The organism is Pseudarthrobacter linnaei, from assembly GCF_055412825.1.
In genome coordinates, this window is record NZ_JBVAYX010000045.1 from 1 (window position 1) to 17,362 (window position 17,362).

Consider the following 17,362-nt stretch of genomic DNA (forward strand, 5'->3'; position numbering starts at 1 on the left):
CTCCGCGGTTCAGCCTTTGCTCCGCGGTTCCTCCGCGGTTCAGCCTTTGCTCCGCGGTTCAGTCTTTGCCTGTCGGTTTCCCGAAGGCCGTGGTTCTGTAAATCCTCCGTCGCCCGGCGCGCATAGACATTCCCCGGAATGGTCGTACCGGCGGGCTAGGCTGCTCGCATGGCAACTATCGACATTGAACAGACCCGCACCCATGCCAAGGCACTCCTGAACTCACGCATCGATTCTGTGACCGAACTGGTCAAGACCCGTCAGCGGATCACCGACCTGCGGGAACAGCTCGCCGAAGCGGAACGCGAAGACAAGCGCGCCTACGTGCGCGCCACCAAGGACGGCTGGAGCACGGAAGAGCTGAAGAAATTGGGACTCGAATCCGGCGCAGCAGGACGCCGGCGCAAGTCGGCGAACCGCGCCGCCAGCGACAGCGCCACAGCCCCTACAGAGGACTTCAGTCACGGCGCACAGTAACGTTGCCCCTCGTCCGCATGGGCACGGCAAAAGCAAACACCTTCGGGCTTTTCCCGCACACATCCGGACGACGGGACCCAGCTGACCGGCTGCACACAACCGCCAGGTAACCTTGGGACTCTTCACTCACCACCGCGTCCGGCGATCATGCACAGCCTGGACAATGGCCGGTCACCAACGGCAACGTTTCCCATGGTCCAGGACACGCCGCTCCCGACGTCAGCATGGTCCTCTGGCTGGCTCTTTTCAGCCATAGACCACAGGCGGCTCCGGTGGGCAGCTACGACGAAGGCCGGCACCTTTCGAGGTGCCGGCCTTCGTCGTATCCGTGGTCTGCTTAGTCTTCCGCGGTGACGTCGTCATCCTTGATCTGACCGGCTGCGATGCGCTCTGCGGTCTTCGCGAACGCGGCGTCGATGTACGCCATCAGGTCGCTCTCGCGCACCCGCCACACACCCCGTCCACCGAACTGGCCTGCAGGAAGCTCACCGCTGCGCACCAGCGAGTAAACGAGGGATCCTTTTACGTTCAGAACCTCCTGAACCTCCTCCAGAGTCAGCATTCTGGGGAACACCGGTCCCGTCGTCGGCGCGGCGTTCTCGTTCACTTGCTCTGTCCTTTTCGTCATTCTCAATCCACCCAATGCCGGCTCTACTGAATCCGTCCATGGCTCTGCTTTAGCGCTCGAATCCCCCGTCTCGTGAGTGACTTGGCGTGGGTCCGGATGATACCTGTTGCTGCGGGTGAGTGGGCGTTGGGTGGGTGCTTCTGGGAGCGGACGGGAAGCTTGCGGCTTGCAGTCTTCGCAGTCGTGCAACGGCCGGGTCCACGTCCGCCGCGGAGGGCGAAGCCTCGGCTTCCGGCGCTGGCTTGGGCGGCTCGATGGATGCCTTTAGTTTTTCGTCCAGTTCCGCGCACTTTGCACGGGCGGTGACGAGTTTGTCTTCGTATTTGAAGGGTTTTCCGGCCTGGCTTTCGACGTCGGAAAGCACCGCCTGTTTTTCCGTGATGGTTTGGCGCAGCTGGGCTTCGTAGTCGGGGAGCCCCGCTACTTTGTTTTCCAGCCGGGTGATGATGCCGGCGCTTCCTTCCAGCAGTTCCAGTCGGGTGAAGACAAGCGGTGGTGCCGGCACGTCTTTGAGGGTGACGGCGAGATCCTGGTAGGAGCCGAGCCGGGAGTCGTCGGCCGCGTTGCGGACCTGCAGCTCGTGGCCGCCGAGGGTGGCCATGGTGCCGTGGTCCTGTTTTTGCCGGTAGTAGTTTCCGTATTCCGGCGTGTTTGTACGGACCCATTCAGAGATGGCCGCGATGGCTTCCGGGCGTTTGGTGTATCTCTTGCCGTCGATGATCGCGGTGAAGGCCTCACCCGCGGTCGGGGTAATGCGCGGAAGTGCCGCCTGCAATGCGGGCAGCTTGCTTTCGGCCTTGGTGATGCTGATTTCGGCCGCGGCCCTGGTCCAGGAGAGGGTGCTCTGTCCTTTCTCGTGGGCGCGTTTGAGTCGTTCGAGTTTAGTCCGGGCGGCGTCGGCCTCGATCTTGTCCATCACCAGCGGGTTGCCGCTGGTCGCTGCCTTGATCTGTGCGGCGTTGAGGGCCAGGTCTCCGACGTCCTCGATCTCGCGGATATCGAGGCGTCCGCGGAGAACCTGCTGGATCATGGTGGCCTTGCGCTGGATCCCGTCCCAGGCGGCACTGTCGTAGCTGCCGACGGTTGCGTATTGGAAGTTGTGGACCTCCGCGTTGGCGTTACGTTGGCGGATGATGCGTCCGTCGCGCTGGGTCAGGTCCGCGGGCCGCCAGGGACACGTGACGTGGTGGATCGCTTTGGCGCGGAGCTGGACGTTGGCGCCGGTTCCCATCATGGCTGTGGAGCCGATCAGCACGGCCACCTCCCCGGTGCGGCATTGGGCGAACAGCTGGGCTTTCTGATCGGGTTTTGGTGAGTCCTGGATGAACCGGATCTGCTCTGCCTGGATGCCGCCGGCAACGAGCTGGTCCTTGATCTGCTGGTAAGCGGTCCAGACCGGTTTGCCGTCTGCCCCGGTGTTCTTGGAGGGCGTGCTGAGGTCACCCCGTTTCGCGAGCACTATTGGTGAGTTTCGTCGCAGATTTCCACTATTCGCCGATTCGGGCTATAATGTCCCAATCTGCCCTGAGCATATCGGAGATATCATGTCAGGCAAGATCCACGACGACACGACGGCACCGGGCAAGCTCGGCCGCCGCACGTGGCACTTCCCGAGCGCCTTCACCGTGCTTTTTATCGTTACCGTCGGCGTGTGGCTGCTCGCCTTCGTCGTCCCCACAGGAGCCTACGAACTCGACGACTCCGGTGCCCCCATCCCCGGCAGCTACGGAGGGGTTGACGCCGGGCTAAGCTTCGGCGACCGCCTCATGCAGCTCTTCCTCGCCCCGGTCAACGGGTTGTACGGGGTGAAGGCCGCAGAGGGTGGCTTCATCGGACCGTACGAGTCAGGGAAGTTGTTCGGGGCAGTCGGCGTGTTCCTGTTCGTGCTCGCCATCGGCGTGTTCATCACCATGTCGATGCGGACCGGCGCCATCGACGCCGGCATCGCCCGTGTCGCCCAGCGGTTCCAGTCACGCGGCGTGATCGTCATCGTTATCCTGATGCTGCTGTTCTCTCTAGGCGGGACCACGGAGGGCATGGCGGAGGAGACCTTAGGCTTCTACGCGCTCGTCATCCCCTTGATGCTCTCGCTCGGCTACGACCGCATGGTGGCCGCCGCGACGATTCTCGTCGGCGCGGGGGTGGGAGTCCTGGCGTCCACCGTCAATCCCTTCGCGACCGGGGTCGCGTCTGAGGCGGCCGGTATCTCTATTGGCGACGGCATCGGGTTCCGGCTCCTCATGTACGTCGTCCTCGTGCCGATCGGGGTCCTTTTCGTCCTGCGGTACGCCGCGCGGGTCAAGGCCGACCCGACGCGTTCCCGCGCCAGCGCCGCCGAGGGGGACGCCGAGCTGGCCGCGCTGGGTATCGGTGCCGCGCCTGAGCTGACGACCCGGCAGAAGGTCGTCCTGGCCATCGTGGGCTCGACCTTCGCCCTCATGATCTTCGCCATCGTCCCTTGGGCGCAGGTCATCGGCGGCCCCAAGGCGAGCAGCTACACCTGGCAGCTCGACTGGTACTTCCCCGAGCTCGCAGCCCTGTTCATCGTCATGGCGATCATCGTCGGACTCGTGGGCGGCCTGGGGGAGAAGGGGCTGACGGACACCTTCGTCCGCGGTGCCGGCGACTTCATCGGCGTCGGTCTGATCATCGTGCTGGCCCGCGGCATCACCGTCATCATGAACAACTCCCAGATCACGGACACGGTCTTGCACTCCATGGAGGATGCGGTCAGCGACACCTCCGCGGGCGTCTTCGGAGGACTGATGTTCCTGCTCAACATCCCGCTCGCCTTCCTGATCCCGTCGACCTCCGGTCACGCCGCGGTCGCCATGCCGATCCTCGCGCCGCTTGCCGACTTCGCCGGCGTCTCGCGGGCCATGGTGATCACGGCCTTCCAGTCCGCCTCGGGTATCGTCAACCTCATCACCCCCACGTCGGCCGTGGTCATGGGCGGGCTTGCGCTGGCAAAGGTCAGGTACGACCAGTACCTGCGGTTCATCGCCCCGCTGCTGCTCGTCCTGCTGGCCATCTGCCTGGCGTTCATCTCCATCGGCTCCCTGCTCTGACCCTCCCGGGTCGAGCCTTCTTTCCCATCCGTCCGCGCCCAAGGAGCACCACCATGACCTTCCACGTCGATTCCGAAGTGGGCGAGCTGCACGAAGTGATCGTGCATCGGCCCGGTAGCGAGCTGTCCCGCCTGACTCCCGCCAACGTCGAGTCACTCTTGTTCGACGAGGTGATGTGGGCCGAGCGGGCCCGCGAAGAGCACGACGGCTTCGTTGACCAGCTGCGGGGCAGGGGCACCTCGGTGCACTACTTCAGCGACCTGCTCGCGACCGCGATCGACCAGCCGGGCGCACGCGACTTCCTGCAGGGCCAGCTGACCACGGCGGCGCGCTTCGGGCCCGCCCTCGACGCACCCCTGGACGAGCTCGTCAACCAGACACCGGCAGCAGAGCTCGCCGACATGATGATCGGCGGCGTGCTCAAGCGGGAGATCGCCTCGAGGCTGAAGGTGTCCAGCCTGCTGATGGAGTACCTCGGCGACGAGGACTTCCTGCTGTCGCCGCTGCCCAACCACCTGTTCCAGCGCGATAACTCCGCCTGGATGTACGGCGGAGTGTCGGTAAACCCAATGTCCAAGCCGGCCCGCAAGCGGGAGACGATCAACTCCCAGGTCATGTACAACTTCCATCCGATGTTCGCGGCCGCGGACTTCCCCTTCCTTTACGGCAACGACGCACTGGTCCACGAGCCCGCCACGGTCGAGGGTGGCGACGTGACCGTGATCGGCAACGGGGCGGTCATGATCGGCATGGGGGAGCGCACCAGCCCCCAGGGCGTGGAGGTGCTAGCCCGGCGACTGTTCGAGACCGGGACAGCGAAGCAGATCATCGTCGTGGAGCTGCCGAGGTCACGCGCCTTCATGCACCTCGACACGGCGATGACGATGATCGACAAGGACGCGTTCTGCGTCTACCCATACCTGCCGGCGGAACTTCGATCGTTCACGTTGACGCCCGACGGCGGCGAAGGTTCCTACCGCGTCAAGGAGAACGCCGAGCTGTTCAGCACAATCGCGGAGACCATCGGAGTGGACAAGCTGCGCGTGCTCAAGGTGCCGACGACGCGCATGGGCGCCGCGCGCGAGCAGTGGGACGACGGGAACAACTTCCTGGCGCTCTCGCCTGGCGTGATCATGGGGTACGAACGGAACACGACGACGAATGCCTTCCTGGCCGAGAACGGCATCGAAGTCATCCCCGTTGTCGGGTCCGAGCTGGGACGCGGCCGAGGCGGCCCACGCTGCATGACGTGTCCCATCGTGCGGGACGGGGTCTCGGCATGACCCCCACCGCGGCCTCGCCCACCGACGCCCCGTCCCTCGGCCCCCTTGGCATGGGAGGACGAAGTTTTACCAAGGAGCTCGACGTCACCGTCGCCGAGTGGCATGCGCTGCTTACCCTCGCCAGCGCGCTGAAGACCGAACGCGCCGCCGGGGACGAGCACCAGCGCCTCGAGGGCATGAACCTGGCGCTCATCTTCGCTAAGACGTCCACCCGCACCAGGTGCGCCTTCGAGGTCGCCGCGCACGAGCAGGGCGCCCACGTGACCTACCTCGACCCCTCGGGGTCGCAGATGGGGCACAAAGAGTCGGTGAAGGACACCGGCCGGGTGCTCGGTCGCATGTTCGACGGCATCGAGTACCGCGGGTTCTCCCAAGAGAGCGTCGAGGAGCTCGCCAGCTCCAGCGGGGTTCCGGTGTGGAACGGGCTGACCGACGAGTGGCACCCCACCCAGTCGTTGTGCGACATGCTCACCATGCTCGAGCATACCGACAAGCCGGCCGCCCAGATCTCCTTCGCCTACTGCGGTGATGCCCACAACAATACGGCGAACTCGCTGCTCGTGGCCGGCGCCATGATGGGCATGGACGTCCGGATGGTGGCCCCGCCCAGCCTCAGGAATCCCGACTCCGTGATCGCCGCCGCGGCAGAGATCGCCGAGCGGACTGGAGCCACGATCCTCGAGACGGACGACGTCGCTGCAGGCGTTGACGGGGTCGACTTCGTGTACACCGACGTCTGGCTCTCCATGGGCGAGCCGAAGACGGCGTGGGACGAGCGCATCGCCCTGCTGTCGGACTTCCAGGTCAACGCCAGGATGCTCGAGCAGACCGGCAACCCGGACGTGAAGTTCATGCACTGCCTGCCGGCGTTCCACGACCGGCGCACCGAGGTGGGCGAGCAGATCTACGCCAAGACCGGACGCACGTGCCTAGAGGTGACGGACGACGTCTTCGAGTCCGACCGGTCCATCGTCTTCGACCAGGCCGAGAATCGGATGCACACCATCAAGGCCATCCTCGTCGCCACCCTCACGGACGCCTGACGTGTTAGTCGTCGTCGCCCTCGGCGGCAACGCCATCCTCCGTCGCGGGGAGCCCATGTCGGTGTCTGGCCAGCGCGCTGCGATCGCCGAGGCCTGCGTTCCCCTGGCCGGGATCGCGCGGGAGCACGACCTCGTCGTCTCCCACGGCAACGGACCGCAGGTCGGCCTGCTCGCGCTGCAAGCCGCGTCCTACGACCGGGTCAGCGCGTACCCGTTCGACGTCCTCGGTGCCCAAACCGAGGGGATGCTCGGCTACCTCATCGAGCAGGAGCTGGGGAACCGGCTCGGCAACGAACGGCCGATTGCCACCCTCGTGACGAGGACGTTGGTCGATCCGACCGATCCCGCGTTTCAGGACCCCTCCAAGTTCGTCGGACCGGTGTACGACGCCACCGAGGCTGATGCCGCGGCAGAGCAGCACGGATGGGCACTGAAGTTCGACGGCACGGGCTTGCGTCGCGTCGTCCCGTCACCGGTGCCGTTGCGGATCCTCGAGACCCAGCCGATCCAGTGGATACTTGAGAAGGGGGGCGTCGTCATCTGCGCTGGTGGGGGAGGGGTGCCGATCACCTACGACCCGGTCACCGACCTTGTGGTCGGCATCGAGGCCGTCATCGACAAGGACCTCGCTAGCGCCGTGCTGGGGCGGGATCTCAAGGCCGACGTCCTGGTCATCGCGACCGACGTCGACGGTGTCTACGCGGACTGGGGCGGCCCGGACCAGCGCTTGATCGCCAAGGCGCACCCGGACGCGCTCGCAGCGGGTGACTTCCCCGCTGGGTCCATGGGGCCAAAAGTGCAGGCAGCTACCCAGTTCGCACGTGAGACGGGTGGGAGGGCCGTCATCGGCTCGTTGCGGGACATCGACGCGATGTTCACCGGGACAGCAGGGACGATTGTCAGCAACGACGTCGCCGGCATCGAGCGCCGATCGTGAAGACCAAGGCGAGTGAACTCTTGAGGTGGCGCTACCTCAACATCGACGAGTCGTGGGCGGCGCCCTCGTCGCGGCAAGAACAGCGCATCACGGCTGATGCGCTGTTCAAGGCCGGCACAGCAGCGGGTGCGTCGTGAGCGGTGCCACGGCGCACGTCGCGATCGCTGGCGGCACCCCAGCGGTTCTGCGACTCCACCGACATGGTGCGCAGGGCCGCGAGACTGCTCTCCGCGCGGCTCTCCTGGCCGGTGTCGTAGGGAACTTTCGGTCACCGAGTTGGCCCGTCACGAACAATGGAACAGGATCCGACGCTAACGGCTCTGGCTCGTTGACCTGGGCGTAAAGGCAGCGGCGCTGAACCTCGCCGAGCGATGGCTGGAACGCCTGTAACAGTTCTTTCGTTCTGTGTTGTCTGTCGGGTCTTGGCTCTATGTTGGGGTTTCAAGACGCTCCGGACGGGCATCTGTGCGGTAGCAAGCTCGTTAGCCAGCTCGTCGATTATGGAAAAAGCACGACTGCTTTTGGAGGATATCTCCGAAAGCGCGGAGCAGCAGCCCTGTACAAGAAACCCTGATGTCTGCCTACACCGCCCGCACCCACGCAGACATCCCAACCAGGGAAGCGGCGTGTCCGCCGTTTCCGCCCGTCCGGTGTACTCCGGCGTCGTCGAATACTCCATCTACGTTTCCGAGGCAGTTCGCGGCCGGCGGATAGGTTCAGCGTTGTTCCGGTCCTTGATTGCCTCGACGGAGGAAGACGGAATCTGGACCATCCAGGCGAGCATTTTTCCTGAGAACGAGGCGAGCCTGAAGCTGCACCTCGCCCACGGATTCAGGGTCGTGGGGCGACGGGAGAAGATTGCCCGGATGGCCCACGGTCCCGCTGCCGGGCAATGGCGGGACACCGTCCTGATGGAACGGCGCACACCGGGCCTTTAGTTCCTGCGACGCACCCGTCGACAGAGTCGCCCCACGGACCTGACACCAGGACCACAAGCAAGGAGGACACCATGTACACCGAGGCTCCCACGACAGAAGAACGGCTGCGCGCGATGCTGGAGAACATCAGGACGGCAACGGCCAACACGCGCCAAGCGATGGATTGCGGCCGTATGGTTTTGTGAGACAGCTTGATTGGAGCCTCCGTGTTAGATGACCACACAGCATAGGAAATTCGATGCCGCGTTTCGCGATGAATCCGTTCGTCTTGTCCTGACTTCCGGACGCCCGGTGAAGCAGGTCTGCCAGGAGATCGGGGTGAAAGAAAGCACGCTGGGGAACTGGGTACGAAAGTACCGGCAGGAGCATCCCGAGGCGTCGGAGCAGGCCGGGACCAGGGGCCCGGTTCCGTGGGAAGAACACCAGAAGACGCTGGCTGAGAATTCGAGGCTGAAGGCTGAGGTCGATTTCCTGGAAAAAGTCAGCGCCTTCTTTGCCGCGAAGCAACCGTAGAGGACTTCTACGGATTCATCGAAGCGGAGAAGGCGAACCACCCGGTCGCGTGGCTGTGCCGGGTCCTGAAGGTCTCCAGGGCATCGTTCTATCGGTGGCGTAGACCCGCCGGTCCCTCGCCGCGGGCCGTGCGGCACCAGGAACTGGTTAATGAGGTCACCGGCCTGTTCGAGAAGGAGAAAGGCCGTGCCGGCCGTGACCAGCTGACCCTCATGCTCAACGCGCAGGGCACGAAGGTTTCGGCGCCGACCGTCGGAGCGATCATGCGCGAAAACAGCCTTCGTGCGGTGCGCACCCGGGCGTGGAAGCAGACCACGGTGCAGGATCCGCAGGCGACGTGACTTCACTGCCACGGCACCCGGAACCCGCCTGGTCGGAGACATCACGTACCTGCGCACGGGCGAGGGGTGGCTGTATCTGGCCACCGTGATCGACCTGTGCACGGGCATGGTCACCGGGTGGACCATATGCGCGCCCGGCTCTGCACCAACGCCCTGAAAATGAGCCGCGACCACGGCTACCTCGCCGGCGGAGACGTCATTTTTCATTCCGACCGCGGGTCGCAATACACCTCGGACGAATTCCAGAAATGGTGCGGCGGGAACGGCATTACCCAGTCCATGGGAGCCGTCGGGGTGTGCTGGGACAACTCGGTCGCCGAAAATTTCTTCTCGCACCTGAAGACCGAGATGTACCACCATGAACGCTTCAGCAACAGGCTGGCTGCCAGGACCGCTGTCATGGAATACATCGAAGCCTGGTACAACCGCCGCCGGCCGAGCCGCAGGGCCGGCGGCATACCGCCAGCCGCGGCCCTGGCCGCCCACCAGACCCGCAGCCAGGAATCCCTGGCCGCGTAAACCGAATCAACTACGAAACTGTCTCAAGAACTTGACGAGCGCAGGGTCGAACCCGGCAGATAACCGCGCCGTCGTGTCCTTATCCGGCGATTCAAGTCGCGTCTCTCAATCAGCGGTCGGGTCATCGCGGGGATGCGGGCGGCCAATCCTTCGAAGCCGTCACGATCTGGATCGTCCGGCCACAGCAACAAAAGCCATACCCGCCTCCCCCGGGTAGCCACGACCCTACAACGGCCACGGAACCACCCGTCAACTCCATAAGGACAGCAACCAAAAACGGTAATACTGGAAATGGTCTTGAGCCGGCGTGACTCAGCAAAAAACTGACGCGCCTGGCGGCACTGTCTTACCGACGATTTGTCCGCCGGCTCAAGGTCCGTCTAAGGGGGTGTGGCGCCAGGCGGACATGACTTTATAGGAGCCTGATTCGACCAGCCCCATTACCGTTTTGTCTGCCCACCTGGCCCGCGCCCCATTCATCAGCCATTGATCTCGACTAGGGGCAACTTCCATCTTGGCAACCGAAACAACCAACGTCATCGCCGGTATCGACACTCACGCCGACACACACTACGTGGCCGTCATCAACGAGCACGGCAAGCCGCTCGCGGACAGGGAATTCCTGGCCGTGGGATCCGGATACCGGAAGATCGTGGAGTTCATCACCAGCCACGGGGTCGAAGGAACAGGATCCTACGGGGCCGAAATCGCCAGGACCCTGCGCGGTGAAGGTCTTTGTGTACTGGAAGTGAACCGCCCGAACCGGGCCGCGCGCCGACTCAAGGGCAAATCCGATCCGCTGGACGCCTACCAAGCGGCCCAATCGGTACTGGACGGCCGGACCAAATCGGTCCCGAAAGCCAAAGACGGTCCCGTTGAATGCCTGCGAATACTGCGCGCCGGGCGCACCTCGGCGGTGAAGGCCCGCACCGCAGCAATCAATCAGATCAAGGGTTTGCTCGTTTCGGCTCCGGACAAACTCCGGGCGAAATACCGCGGGCTTGGAACCTCGGCGATGATCACGGCCCTGCAGCGCACCCGACCTTCGGGCCATATGGCTGACCCCGAGTACGTGTGCTTGCTGACGTTGAAGGTCCTGGCCAACCGTTGCCACTCCCTCGCGGCAGAAATCGCCACCGCTGACGCTGCCCTCCAGGAAATCCTCGACACCTACGCGCCGATGCTCTGTGATCTTCCAGGTGTCGGAACGGAAGTAGCCAGCCAGCTCCTGGTCACTGTCGGGGACAACCCAGACCGCCTTGGAAATGAGGCCCAGTTCGCTGCCCTCGTCGGGGTCGCACCCATACCGGCATCCTCGGGCAAAACGACCCGTCACCGGCTCAGCAGAGGCGGTGACCGCAACGCCAACCATGCCTTGTATCAGGTCGTCCTGGTCCGTATGGCCTCGTGCCAACGGACCAAGGACTACGTGGCCAAACGCACCGCGGAGGGCAAGAGCAAACGGGAAATCATGCGCTGCCTCAAACGCTACGCAGCCCGGGAAATCTACCGCCAGATCACCAACCCACAAGCAGCGCCAAACAACACCGATCTGCGCCAAATGCGCACCACACTCGGTTGCACCATCACGACCGCAGCGCGCGAACTTGGCCAATGGCCCTCCAAAATTTCCCTCCTGGAACGAGGCCTCCTCCGCAACGACGCCCTGGCCACGAACTACCGCCAGTGGTTGACCGAACAAACACTCCAAAACGCAATTTGACGCCTATACGAGTCGTCGTAGACACGAGTGGGTCCAGGGATCGCCGGAGCTCTGCGACGGACAGCACTGGACCCGACCGCCGGCCGCGCCAGCGGACGCCCGCCAATTGGTTAGAGCGCAGCGGAAGCCAAGTGCCTTGATACTCTGTCGGCGCTCCACCCTCAGAAGGGACACAGAGATGGGCCTCAGAAGTCTCTTTCAGCGAAAGGCCGTTACAACGACCGTGATCGTGGTGTTATCTCCGGGCCGTATCCGAGAGCTTCCCAGTCGATGGTGTTGAACCCGCTGGGCAAAATCAGGTCAGAGATCTCCTTCCGACTCGCGTTGACGAACGCCTGTCGAAGTTCAGGTTCCTCGATCACTCTCACAGCCCCTCCTTGGTCATAGCTGTTGTCCTGGCGTCCTCGTCTCAGATGATCCGGCTGATGCCGTCATCGATCCGATAGCCGCCGAAAGCCCCCTCGGCGGCGAATATACGTTCGGCGAACCGGCGCCCCATGAGGTTGTGCGCCTCCCCATTCGGGTGCAGGCCATCGGGCAATGGCAAGGCGTCTGCATCGGCTGGACCGTACAGTTCGCGGCCGTCGAGGTAGTGAAGGTTCGGGTCGTCCGATCGGTGCTCGACCACTGAGCGGAGCGCGTCGCGGATTACCTCGAGCGTGAGGCGGCCTTGAGCGACGTCGCCGGGTGTACCGGTCGCGATGAACCGTACGCGGTCGGTGCCGAGGGTGTCGGGGTCGAATGCGCCGGGCCCGGGGGTGTTCTCATGGATACCGCAGAAGATTGGCGATACGAGCAAGAGTGGCGTGTCGGGGTGCCCGTCGCGGATGGTATCCAAGAAGCCGTGGACCGCTGGAACGAAGGCCCGCAGCCGCATGGCATCGAGATTCACGACGTTGATGCCGAGCTTCACACTGATGGCATCGGCGGGGGTGTCGCGGATGACTCGGGCGAGGAACGGGTCGACCAAGGCGCTGCCACCAAGGCCCAGGTTGCGTAGCTCGAGGTCGCCCATCCTCCGCGCGGCCATGACCGGCCAGATCTCGCTCGGGGCAAGGGCGTTGGACCCGTGGCTGATAGAACTGCCGTGGTGCAGCCAGATCTTGCGGTTGGTTTGCTCGGCCACGATGGGTGTGTCGGTGCGAAGCTCGACGAGCGCGAGGGCCTCGTTGTGGGGCAGCCACACCTCGACGTTCTTCGTGTTCGAGCCGAGGTCCGCCAGCACGGTGGAGTGGGTAGGTCCCGAGTGGGCGCTGGAGGCGCCGGTCTGCAGGTCGATTTCGATGCAGTCCCCGCCGGTGAGCTCGTCCCGGGTGTGCCGGACGCCGTCCATGAATACGTCGATGCGGCCGCGTGGGCGGTCGGCGCCACGGTACGCGACGCGCGTCGGATGGGTGACGAGCTCGATTCGCGACGAGGTCGTGCTGAAAGCAAGGCGCACGCCGGAGGGCTGGGCTTCCATTGCGAGCAGCTGAGGGTCGGGGAACTGCCGGCGTACCCATGCGGGCAGTCGGTGCGGGATGATGCCACGGGGCGTTGGTTCGAGTTCAGCGACGCCATGGATGAGGTCGCCGGTGAGTGGGGTTGAAATCATGTGAGGACTCCTTCTGTGGGCCAGGTATGTAGTGCGCGGTCGAGGGCGTCGATCGCGACTGTCCAGGATTTGTCTTCGGCCTCCGCGCGGTGCCCGAATGCGTCGGCCCCGGTCAGCGCGAGGAAGCCGTTCACCGTCGCACCGACCAGGCGTGCGGCGTGGACGATGGCGTCCGCCGGAACGGGGTATCCCCGTATCACAGCGAGCATGAGGGACGCCACGCGTGCAGCTTCGGGTGATTGCGCTGTCTCCTGCGCCGCCGGGCGCTGGAGAGCGGCCCACGCTCCGGGACGTTCGGTTGCGTAGGTGCGATGAGCGTCAGCAAGGCCCCGGAGAGATGCGCCCCCCGAGCGCCCGGCGACACCCTCACTGATGCGCGAACCGAGTTCACCGAGCGCGAGTCGGTGTACGCCGTCGAGGAGTGCGTTCCGTCCCTGGACGTGTTCGTAGAGGCTTGCCGGCTGCACGCCAAGTAAGCGAGCGACTGCTGTCACGGTGACGGCTTCAAATCCCTCGCGGTCAGCGAGGTTCGCAGCCGCTACGAGCACGGTCTGTTTGTTCAGGTTTGCACGAGGCATGACCCAACCCTACACACCATAGGGAAAAACCTAAGGTATGTAGGCAATTCGGATCTGCTTAATTTCAGATCCATCCGCGCTCGGCTGCGATGCGCGCCGGCTTCGTGTCGGTTCGCCGCATGCAGTCTGGCGATCGCGGCCGCGATGTAACTGCGTACTGTTCCAGGCGAACCGACACCCGCTTCGCGATTTCTTCAACGGGCGGGCCGTCGCGTGCTAGGGCAAGTACGTCTGCCTCGCCAGGCGTGAGCGGGGGAATTGGGAATCGCCGGCTCCGATCGCTTCGGCGGCGAGTTCGGGGTCAACGTGCCGTCCGCCCGCGGGCTACCTTGCGGACAACCTGCGCCAAGGTGTGCGAAGAAACGGTCCAAAACGCAATTTGACGCCTATAGGAGCATCGTCGAAGACGTGAAAACAGGGCCAGGACCGGCGGAGCTCTGCGACGGTGCGCCCGGGCCCCAGCAGCCGGCCGCGAAGCGGACGCCCGTTTACCTGGTTGGAGCGAAGCGGAAACCAGGACACCAATGACAGCGCTGGGCAGCTTGCTGGCCCCAGGCCATCTACCTACCCACGCCCAGGATCCCGGACACCGTCCCCAGGCAAACGAAAAGGCCGGCACCAACGTGCCGGCCTTTTCTGGGTTTCCCTCAGTAAAAAGGAAATCTGTGTGAGTTTGTCGGGGTTCCGCGGCGGTCAGGGTTGGGCTCTGCTGTTGGCGACTGCCTGGACAAACTCCTTGATGGTGGCGCGTTCGTAGTGCCATCCCGGGCAGCTGTCCAGTACCAGGGGCGGAACCGGGTAAGAGCGGCCGTGATCGGGTGCGTCAAGCTCCAGCGCTGCCAGCACTTCGGGTTCGATTGCGTTGTACATCCCTTCGCTGATGCTGCGCTCAGTCCAGATGTGCCGGGCTCCGTAGTGGACCTTTTCACCGTCCACGTCGTGGCTTACCGGATCCATAAAGTCGCCGGTTACATCGGGCCGGCTTCCCTCGAACCTCTCAGTGACGGCCTTGACGGACTTCTCCTGTGGCCCGTCGGTCCATGCAACGAAAACGGTGGCGCCGCCGCTGTATTTCTCCGTCCGAACGGAAAAGCGCAGACCTGCAAACTCCTCTTTGAGTGCCTTGCGGATGAGCGCGGCCGTGTCCGTGGCGGAAACGTAGATGGTGGTTGTCATGGTGTTGCTCCTTCTAACCGAGAAGTTGGGTGAGTGGGGCGACCAATGGTGACCGGCCAGCTTCCCAGCTCCCCCGTTGTTTTTTTGTTGCTGGCAAGCTCGCTTGCTCGGCGGCCGACGGAGGCCTGTCTACCGCAGGCAAGCGGCAAGCTCGCTTGCTCGGCGGCCGACGGAGGCCTGTCTACCGCAGGCAAGGGGAAGGAAATTCCTGGAGGAAATCAGCGACGAAGGAGCGCCGGAGGGACATTTCCCCCGACGAAGGAGGGGCTGGACGGGCTGGAGCGGACGTCTAGAATCCGTAGGAATCTCAATGATGTTGTCAACGGATGTTGGCATGCCTTTTGGGTGTCCCGGCCGGTGGCGGCCGGGACACCCCGAGGAGCTTTAGTCCGTCCAGCCGGGGTATGGCTTCCGGTCGGTGTGCGACAGTTCGGCGGCAGTGGCGGGTAGGTTGTCGGGGCCGTCGGACTGGCCGGAGGACCAGTGGAAGAACACCTCGGCGGTGATGGCTTCGAAGCAGGCGTCCTGTGACCGGAACCAGTAGGTGGAGGTATCGCCCTCGACATAGGTTCCGTAGCCGAACAGTTCCCCGTTCGCATCGCGGGTGCGGGCGACGGCGAAGATGATGTAGGGCCAGGCTCCGGCGTCCCAGCCTTCGCTGCCCCAGTTCGGCAGCGCGGACCAGGCGGTGCCCTCGCGGGTGTCCATCCAGTCGTACCCGTCCCCCGCCCGGCCATCGGCGGGAAGGACCGGGGCGGCGACCGTTTCGGCGGTGTCGGTTGTGACCGTGCGGGTCATGGCTTCTGTGTTCATGAGGTGGTGCTCCGTTCGCTGGGGCAGGGCGGGTGCCGGACGTACCGGGATTCCCTCTCCCCCACCATGTTTTTTGCCTGCTGGCGGAGCATCGCGTAGCTGTGCCCGACGGAGCCGGGGCAACCCGAAGGGCAAGCAGCGGATGGGTTGGGTGAGGAAATAAGCGCAGCGCCGAACGCAAGGCATCCGGTGCGCGGCCGTCCGCAGGACGGTTGCGGCGGTGGAGCGGGCACGTAGGATCCAACGGACAGCAGCAAAAAAGCAGGAAAATGCTTGCGCTGTCCGAGCGCAGCGAGGCCCTTTTCCCTATTGTTGCGGAACCCTGAACAAACCGTGCCAGGATGCTTCTGGAGGCCATTTCGGCCTGCAGTCCCCGCATTCCCCCTCAACGCCCCCAAATACTGCGCTAAGGGGGAACCCGGCCCGTGCTCCTGCTGCTTGCCGGACCCGGGAACGCCGTTCGCGTCCCGGGGGCAGAGTGGCCCAGGACCCCGTATTGCCGGGGCCCGGGCTCTTAAGTGCGGCTTAGTTGAGGGCGGGTGACCGTCAGTCCGGTCCGGGTCGCGGTGAGGGCGTCGGCAAGCCGGTCCGCGTCCCCTGCCCGCGCTTCGACCGTGGGGGGCATGGTGCGGGTCTCGCTGGTGCAGTTCAGCAGCGCTGCCGTGACCTCGGCGACCAGACCCGGGACCCGGCTGGCCCGGTAGCCGCCATCGTCGGGGTCCTCGGAATGACTCAGTGTTCTGGTGATGAGCACTGCGATCTGGGTCCGGCGCTCCCTGCCGAGTTTCATCAGGATGGACGAGACCATGTTCTTCACGGTCTTTTCTGCCAGGAACATCTCCTGGCAGATTTCGCGGTTGCTCAGTCCTTTACCCACGCCAATGGCGGCAGTCATTTCCTGCCTTGAAAGTCTCAGGAGTCTCTCATCCGGGCCTGGGCGCCCTGACAGGGAAAACGGAGCCAGAAGCGCCGGATGGAACCGGGCACTGTATGCGGTGTGCCCGGCCAAGACCCGTCTGATGAGCCTGAGTTGTTCGCTGCTGTCATCCTGTTTGGACAAGCACCCCCACGCGCCGGCCAGAATCGCGTCGATCAGCACGGCTTCGTCGCTGTCCGCGGTCATCAGCACGCACCGGATGCCCGGGTCGGCCGCGGCGACGGCCCGGCACACGTCGGCACCGGACCCGTCCGGAAGATCATCGTCAAGGATTACCATCTCCGGGCGCAGGGCCGGGATCCGCCGCACTGCTTCACGGGCGGACCCGGATTCTCCTGCGATGCCCAGACCATCGGACTCCAACAGTTGGCGCAGGCCCCGCCTGATGACCTCGTGGTCGTCCAGCAGATACACGCCCCGGCCTGCGAAAGGGTAGTACTCATGGGCATCCGGGTCAGCCATCATTGCTGTTCCGTTCTGTCGCCTGTCAAACTCCGAAGGCGTTGTTAGTGAATCCCTGACGCCGCCCTCACCGGCTCGACGACGAACCCGGATCCCCGTCCGGTCCCTCTGCCGGCGCGTATTCATGCACAGGCCTTTCCTCCTCAAGCTAGACCTAATAGCGTCCTATACCTAATAGCTTCCGGGCAGACGACCGGCGCCGTCTCCTCAGGCGGCTAGGCGTGTAGCTGGCGCCGGAACAGGGGTGTAGGTGGTGCCGTCGCGGAGCATGGCCCAGAGGACGTTCAACCTTCGCCTGGCCAGGGAGAGCATGGCCTGGATGTGGGTTTTGC

Annotated in this window: 17 protein-coding genes and 1 pseudogene; 11 read left to right on the forward strand and 7 right to left on the reverse strand. The window is 64.3% G+C overall.

Translation table 11 applies throughout. The annotated features are described in order from the left end of the window. The first annotated feature begins 168 nt into the window (after positions 1-168). Positions 169-477, forward strand: a complete 309-nt coding sequence (locus tag ACZYZ3_RS19835) for a hypothetical protein (RefSeq protein WP_463965496.1) — start codon at positions 169-171, stop codon at positions 475-477. A gap of 337 nt (positions 478-814) precedes the next feature. Here ACZYZ3_RS19835 and ACZYZ3_RS19840 read toward each other — a convergent pair whose 3' ends face one another. Continuing rightward, positions 815-1,084 (reverse strand): helix-turn-helix domain-containing protein, encoded by a 270-nt coding sequence (locus ACZYZ3_RS19840; protein WP_463965497.1) that lies wholly within the window; start codon positions 1,082-1,084, stop codon positions 815-817. Between the two features lie 70 nt (positions 1,085-1,154). After that, entirely contained in the window at positions 1,155-2,564 is a 1,410-nt protein-coding gene (locus tag ACZYZ3_RS19845) for a helicase-related protein (RefSeq protein WP_463965498.1), read from the reverse strand. Positions 2,565-2,649: 85 nt separating this feature from the next. On the opposite strand from ACZYZ3_RS19845, the gene ACZYZ3_RS19850 reads away from it, so the two are divergent. The 10 genes and pseudogenes from ACZYZ3_RS19850 to ACZYZ3_RS19895 all read left to right on the forward strand — a co-directional run bounded on the left by ACZYZ3_RS19850 (position 2,650) and on the right by ACZYZ3_RS19895 (position 11,470). Then, positions 2,650-4,173 (forward strand): YfcC family protein, encoded by a 1,524-nt coding sequence (locus ACZYZ3_RS19850; RefSeq protein WP_463959680.1) that lies wholly within the window; start codon positions 2,650-2,652, stop codon positions 4,171-4,173. 53 nt (positions 4,174-4,226) lie between these two features. Then, a complete protein-coding gene (locus ACZYZ3_RS19855; protein WP_463886502.1) occupies positions 4,227-5,456 on the forward strand; it encodes an arginine deiminase in 1,230 nt (409 codons plus the stop codon). Beyond that, entirely contained in the window at positions 5,453-6,499 is a 1,047-nt protein-coding gene (gene argF, locus ACZYZ3_RS19860) for an ornithine carbamoyltransferase (RefSeq protein ID WP_463965499.1), read from the forward strand. Before ACZYZ3_RS19855 ends, argF begins: the two co-directional genes overlap by 4 nt. Before the next feature lies 1 nt (position 6,500). Further along, positions 6,501-7,436: a carbamate kinase gene (arcC, locus tag ACZYZ3_RS19865; protein ID WP_463965500.1), complete on the forward strand. Its 936-nt coding sequence runs from the start codon at positions 6,501-6,503 to the stop codon at positions 7,434-7,436. A gap of 626 nt (positions 7,437-8,062) precedes the next feature. Further along, positions 8,063-8,374: a GNAT family N-acetyltransferase gene (locus tag ACZYZ3_RS19870; protein WP_463959677.1), complete on the forward strand. Its 312-nt coding sequence runs from the start codon at positions 8,063-8,065 to the stop codon at positions 8,372-8,374. A gap of 213 nt (positions 8,375-8,587) precedes the next feature. After that, positions 8,588-8,887 carry a transposase gene (locus ACZYZ3_RS19875; protein ID WP_463959676.1) on the forward strand — a complete coding sequence of 100 codons (300 nt, stop codon included), beginning with the start codon at positions 8,588-8,590 and terminating at the stop codon, positions 8,885-8,887. A 128-nt stretch (positions 8,888-9,015) separates the two neighbouring features. Beyond that, positions 9,016-9,228 carry an IS3 family transposase gene (locus tag ACZYZ3_RS19880; protein ID WP_463965501.1) on the forward strand — a complete coding sequence of 71 codons (213 nt, stop codon included), beginning with the start codon at positions 9,016-9,018 and terminating at the stop codon, positions 9,226-9,228. Then, a pseudogene (locus tag ACZYZ3_RS19885) lies at positions 9,170-9,462 on the forward strand (DDE-type integrase/transposase/recombinase); the annotation flags it as partial. The gene ACZYZ3_RS19880 and the pseudogene ACZYZ3_RS19885, both read left to right, overlap by 59 nt. A 33-nt stretch (positions 9,463-9,495) precedes the next feature. Further along, the gene (locus ACZYZ3_RS19890) at positions 9,496-9,747 is read left to right on the forward strand and encodes an IS3 family transposase (RefSeq protein WP_463965507.1); all 252 of its coding nucleotides are present in this window, start codon (positions 9,496-9,498) and stop codon (positions 9,745-9,747) included. Between the two features lie 514 nt (positions 9,748-10,261). Beyond that, entirely contained in the window at positions 10,262-11,470 is a 1,209-nt protein-coding gene (locus ACZYZ3_RS19895; protein WP_463965502.1) for an IS110 family RNA-guided transposase, read from the forward strand. 409 nt (positions 11,471-11,879) lie between these two features. Here the strand turns inward: ACZYZ3_RS19895 and ACZYZ3_RS19900 are convergent, their stop codons facing one another. The 5 genes from ACZYZ3_RS19900 to ACZYZ3_RS19920 all read right to left on the reverse strand — a co-directional run bounded on the left by ACZYZ3_RS19900 (position 11,880) and on the right by ACZYZ3_RS19920 (position 17,033). Further along, positions 11,880-13,064, reverse strand: a complete 1,185-nt coding sequence (locus ACZYZ3_RS19900; protein ID WP_463886724.1) for a GDSL-type esterase/lipase family protein — start codon at positions 13,062-13,064, stop codon at positions 11,880-11,882. Then, complete coding sequence (locus ACZYZ3_RS19905; RefSeq protein WP_463965503.1) at positions 13,061-13,642, reverse strand: TetR/AcrR family transcriptional regulator; 582 nt, start codon at positions 13,640-13,642, stop codon at positions 13,061-13,063. Before ACZYZ3_RS19905 ends, ACZYZ3_RS19900 begins: the two co-directional genes overlap by 4 nt. 693 nt (positions 13,643-14,335) lie before the next feature. Further along, on the reverse strand, positions 14,336-14,818 hold the full coding sequence (locus ACZYZ3_RS19910) for an LPD29 domain-containing protein (RefSeq protein WP_463965504.1): 483 nt from the start codon (positions 14,816-14,818) through the stop codon (positions 14,336-14,338). 384 nt (positions 14,819-15,202) lie between these two features. Beyond that, complete coding sequence (locus ACZYZ3_RS19915; protein WP_463965505.1) at positions 15,203-15,631, reverse strand: hypothetical protein; 429 nt, start codon at positions 15,629-15,631, stop codon at positions 15,203-15,205. 514 nt (positions 15,632-16,145) lie between these two features. Next, the gene (locus tag ACZYZ3_RS19920; RefSeq protein ID WP_463965506.1) at positions 16,146-17,033 is read right to left on the reverse strand and encodes a response regulator; all 888 of its coding nucleotides are present in this window, start codon (positions 17,031-17,033) and stop codon (positions 16,146-16,148) included. Positions 17,034-17,362: the final 329 nt, after the last annotated feature.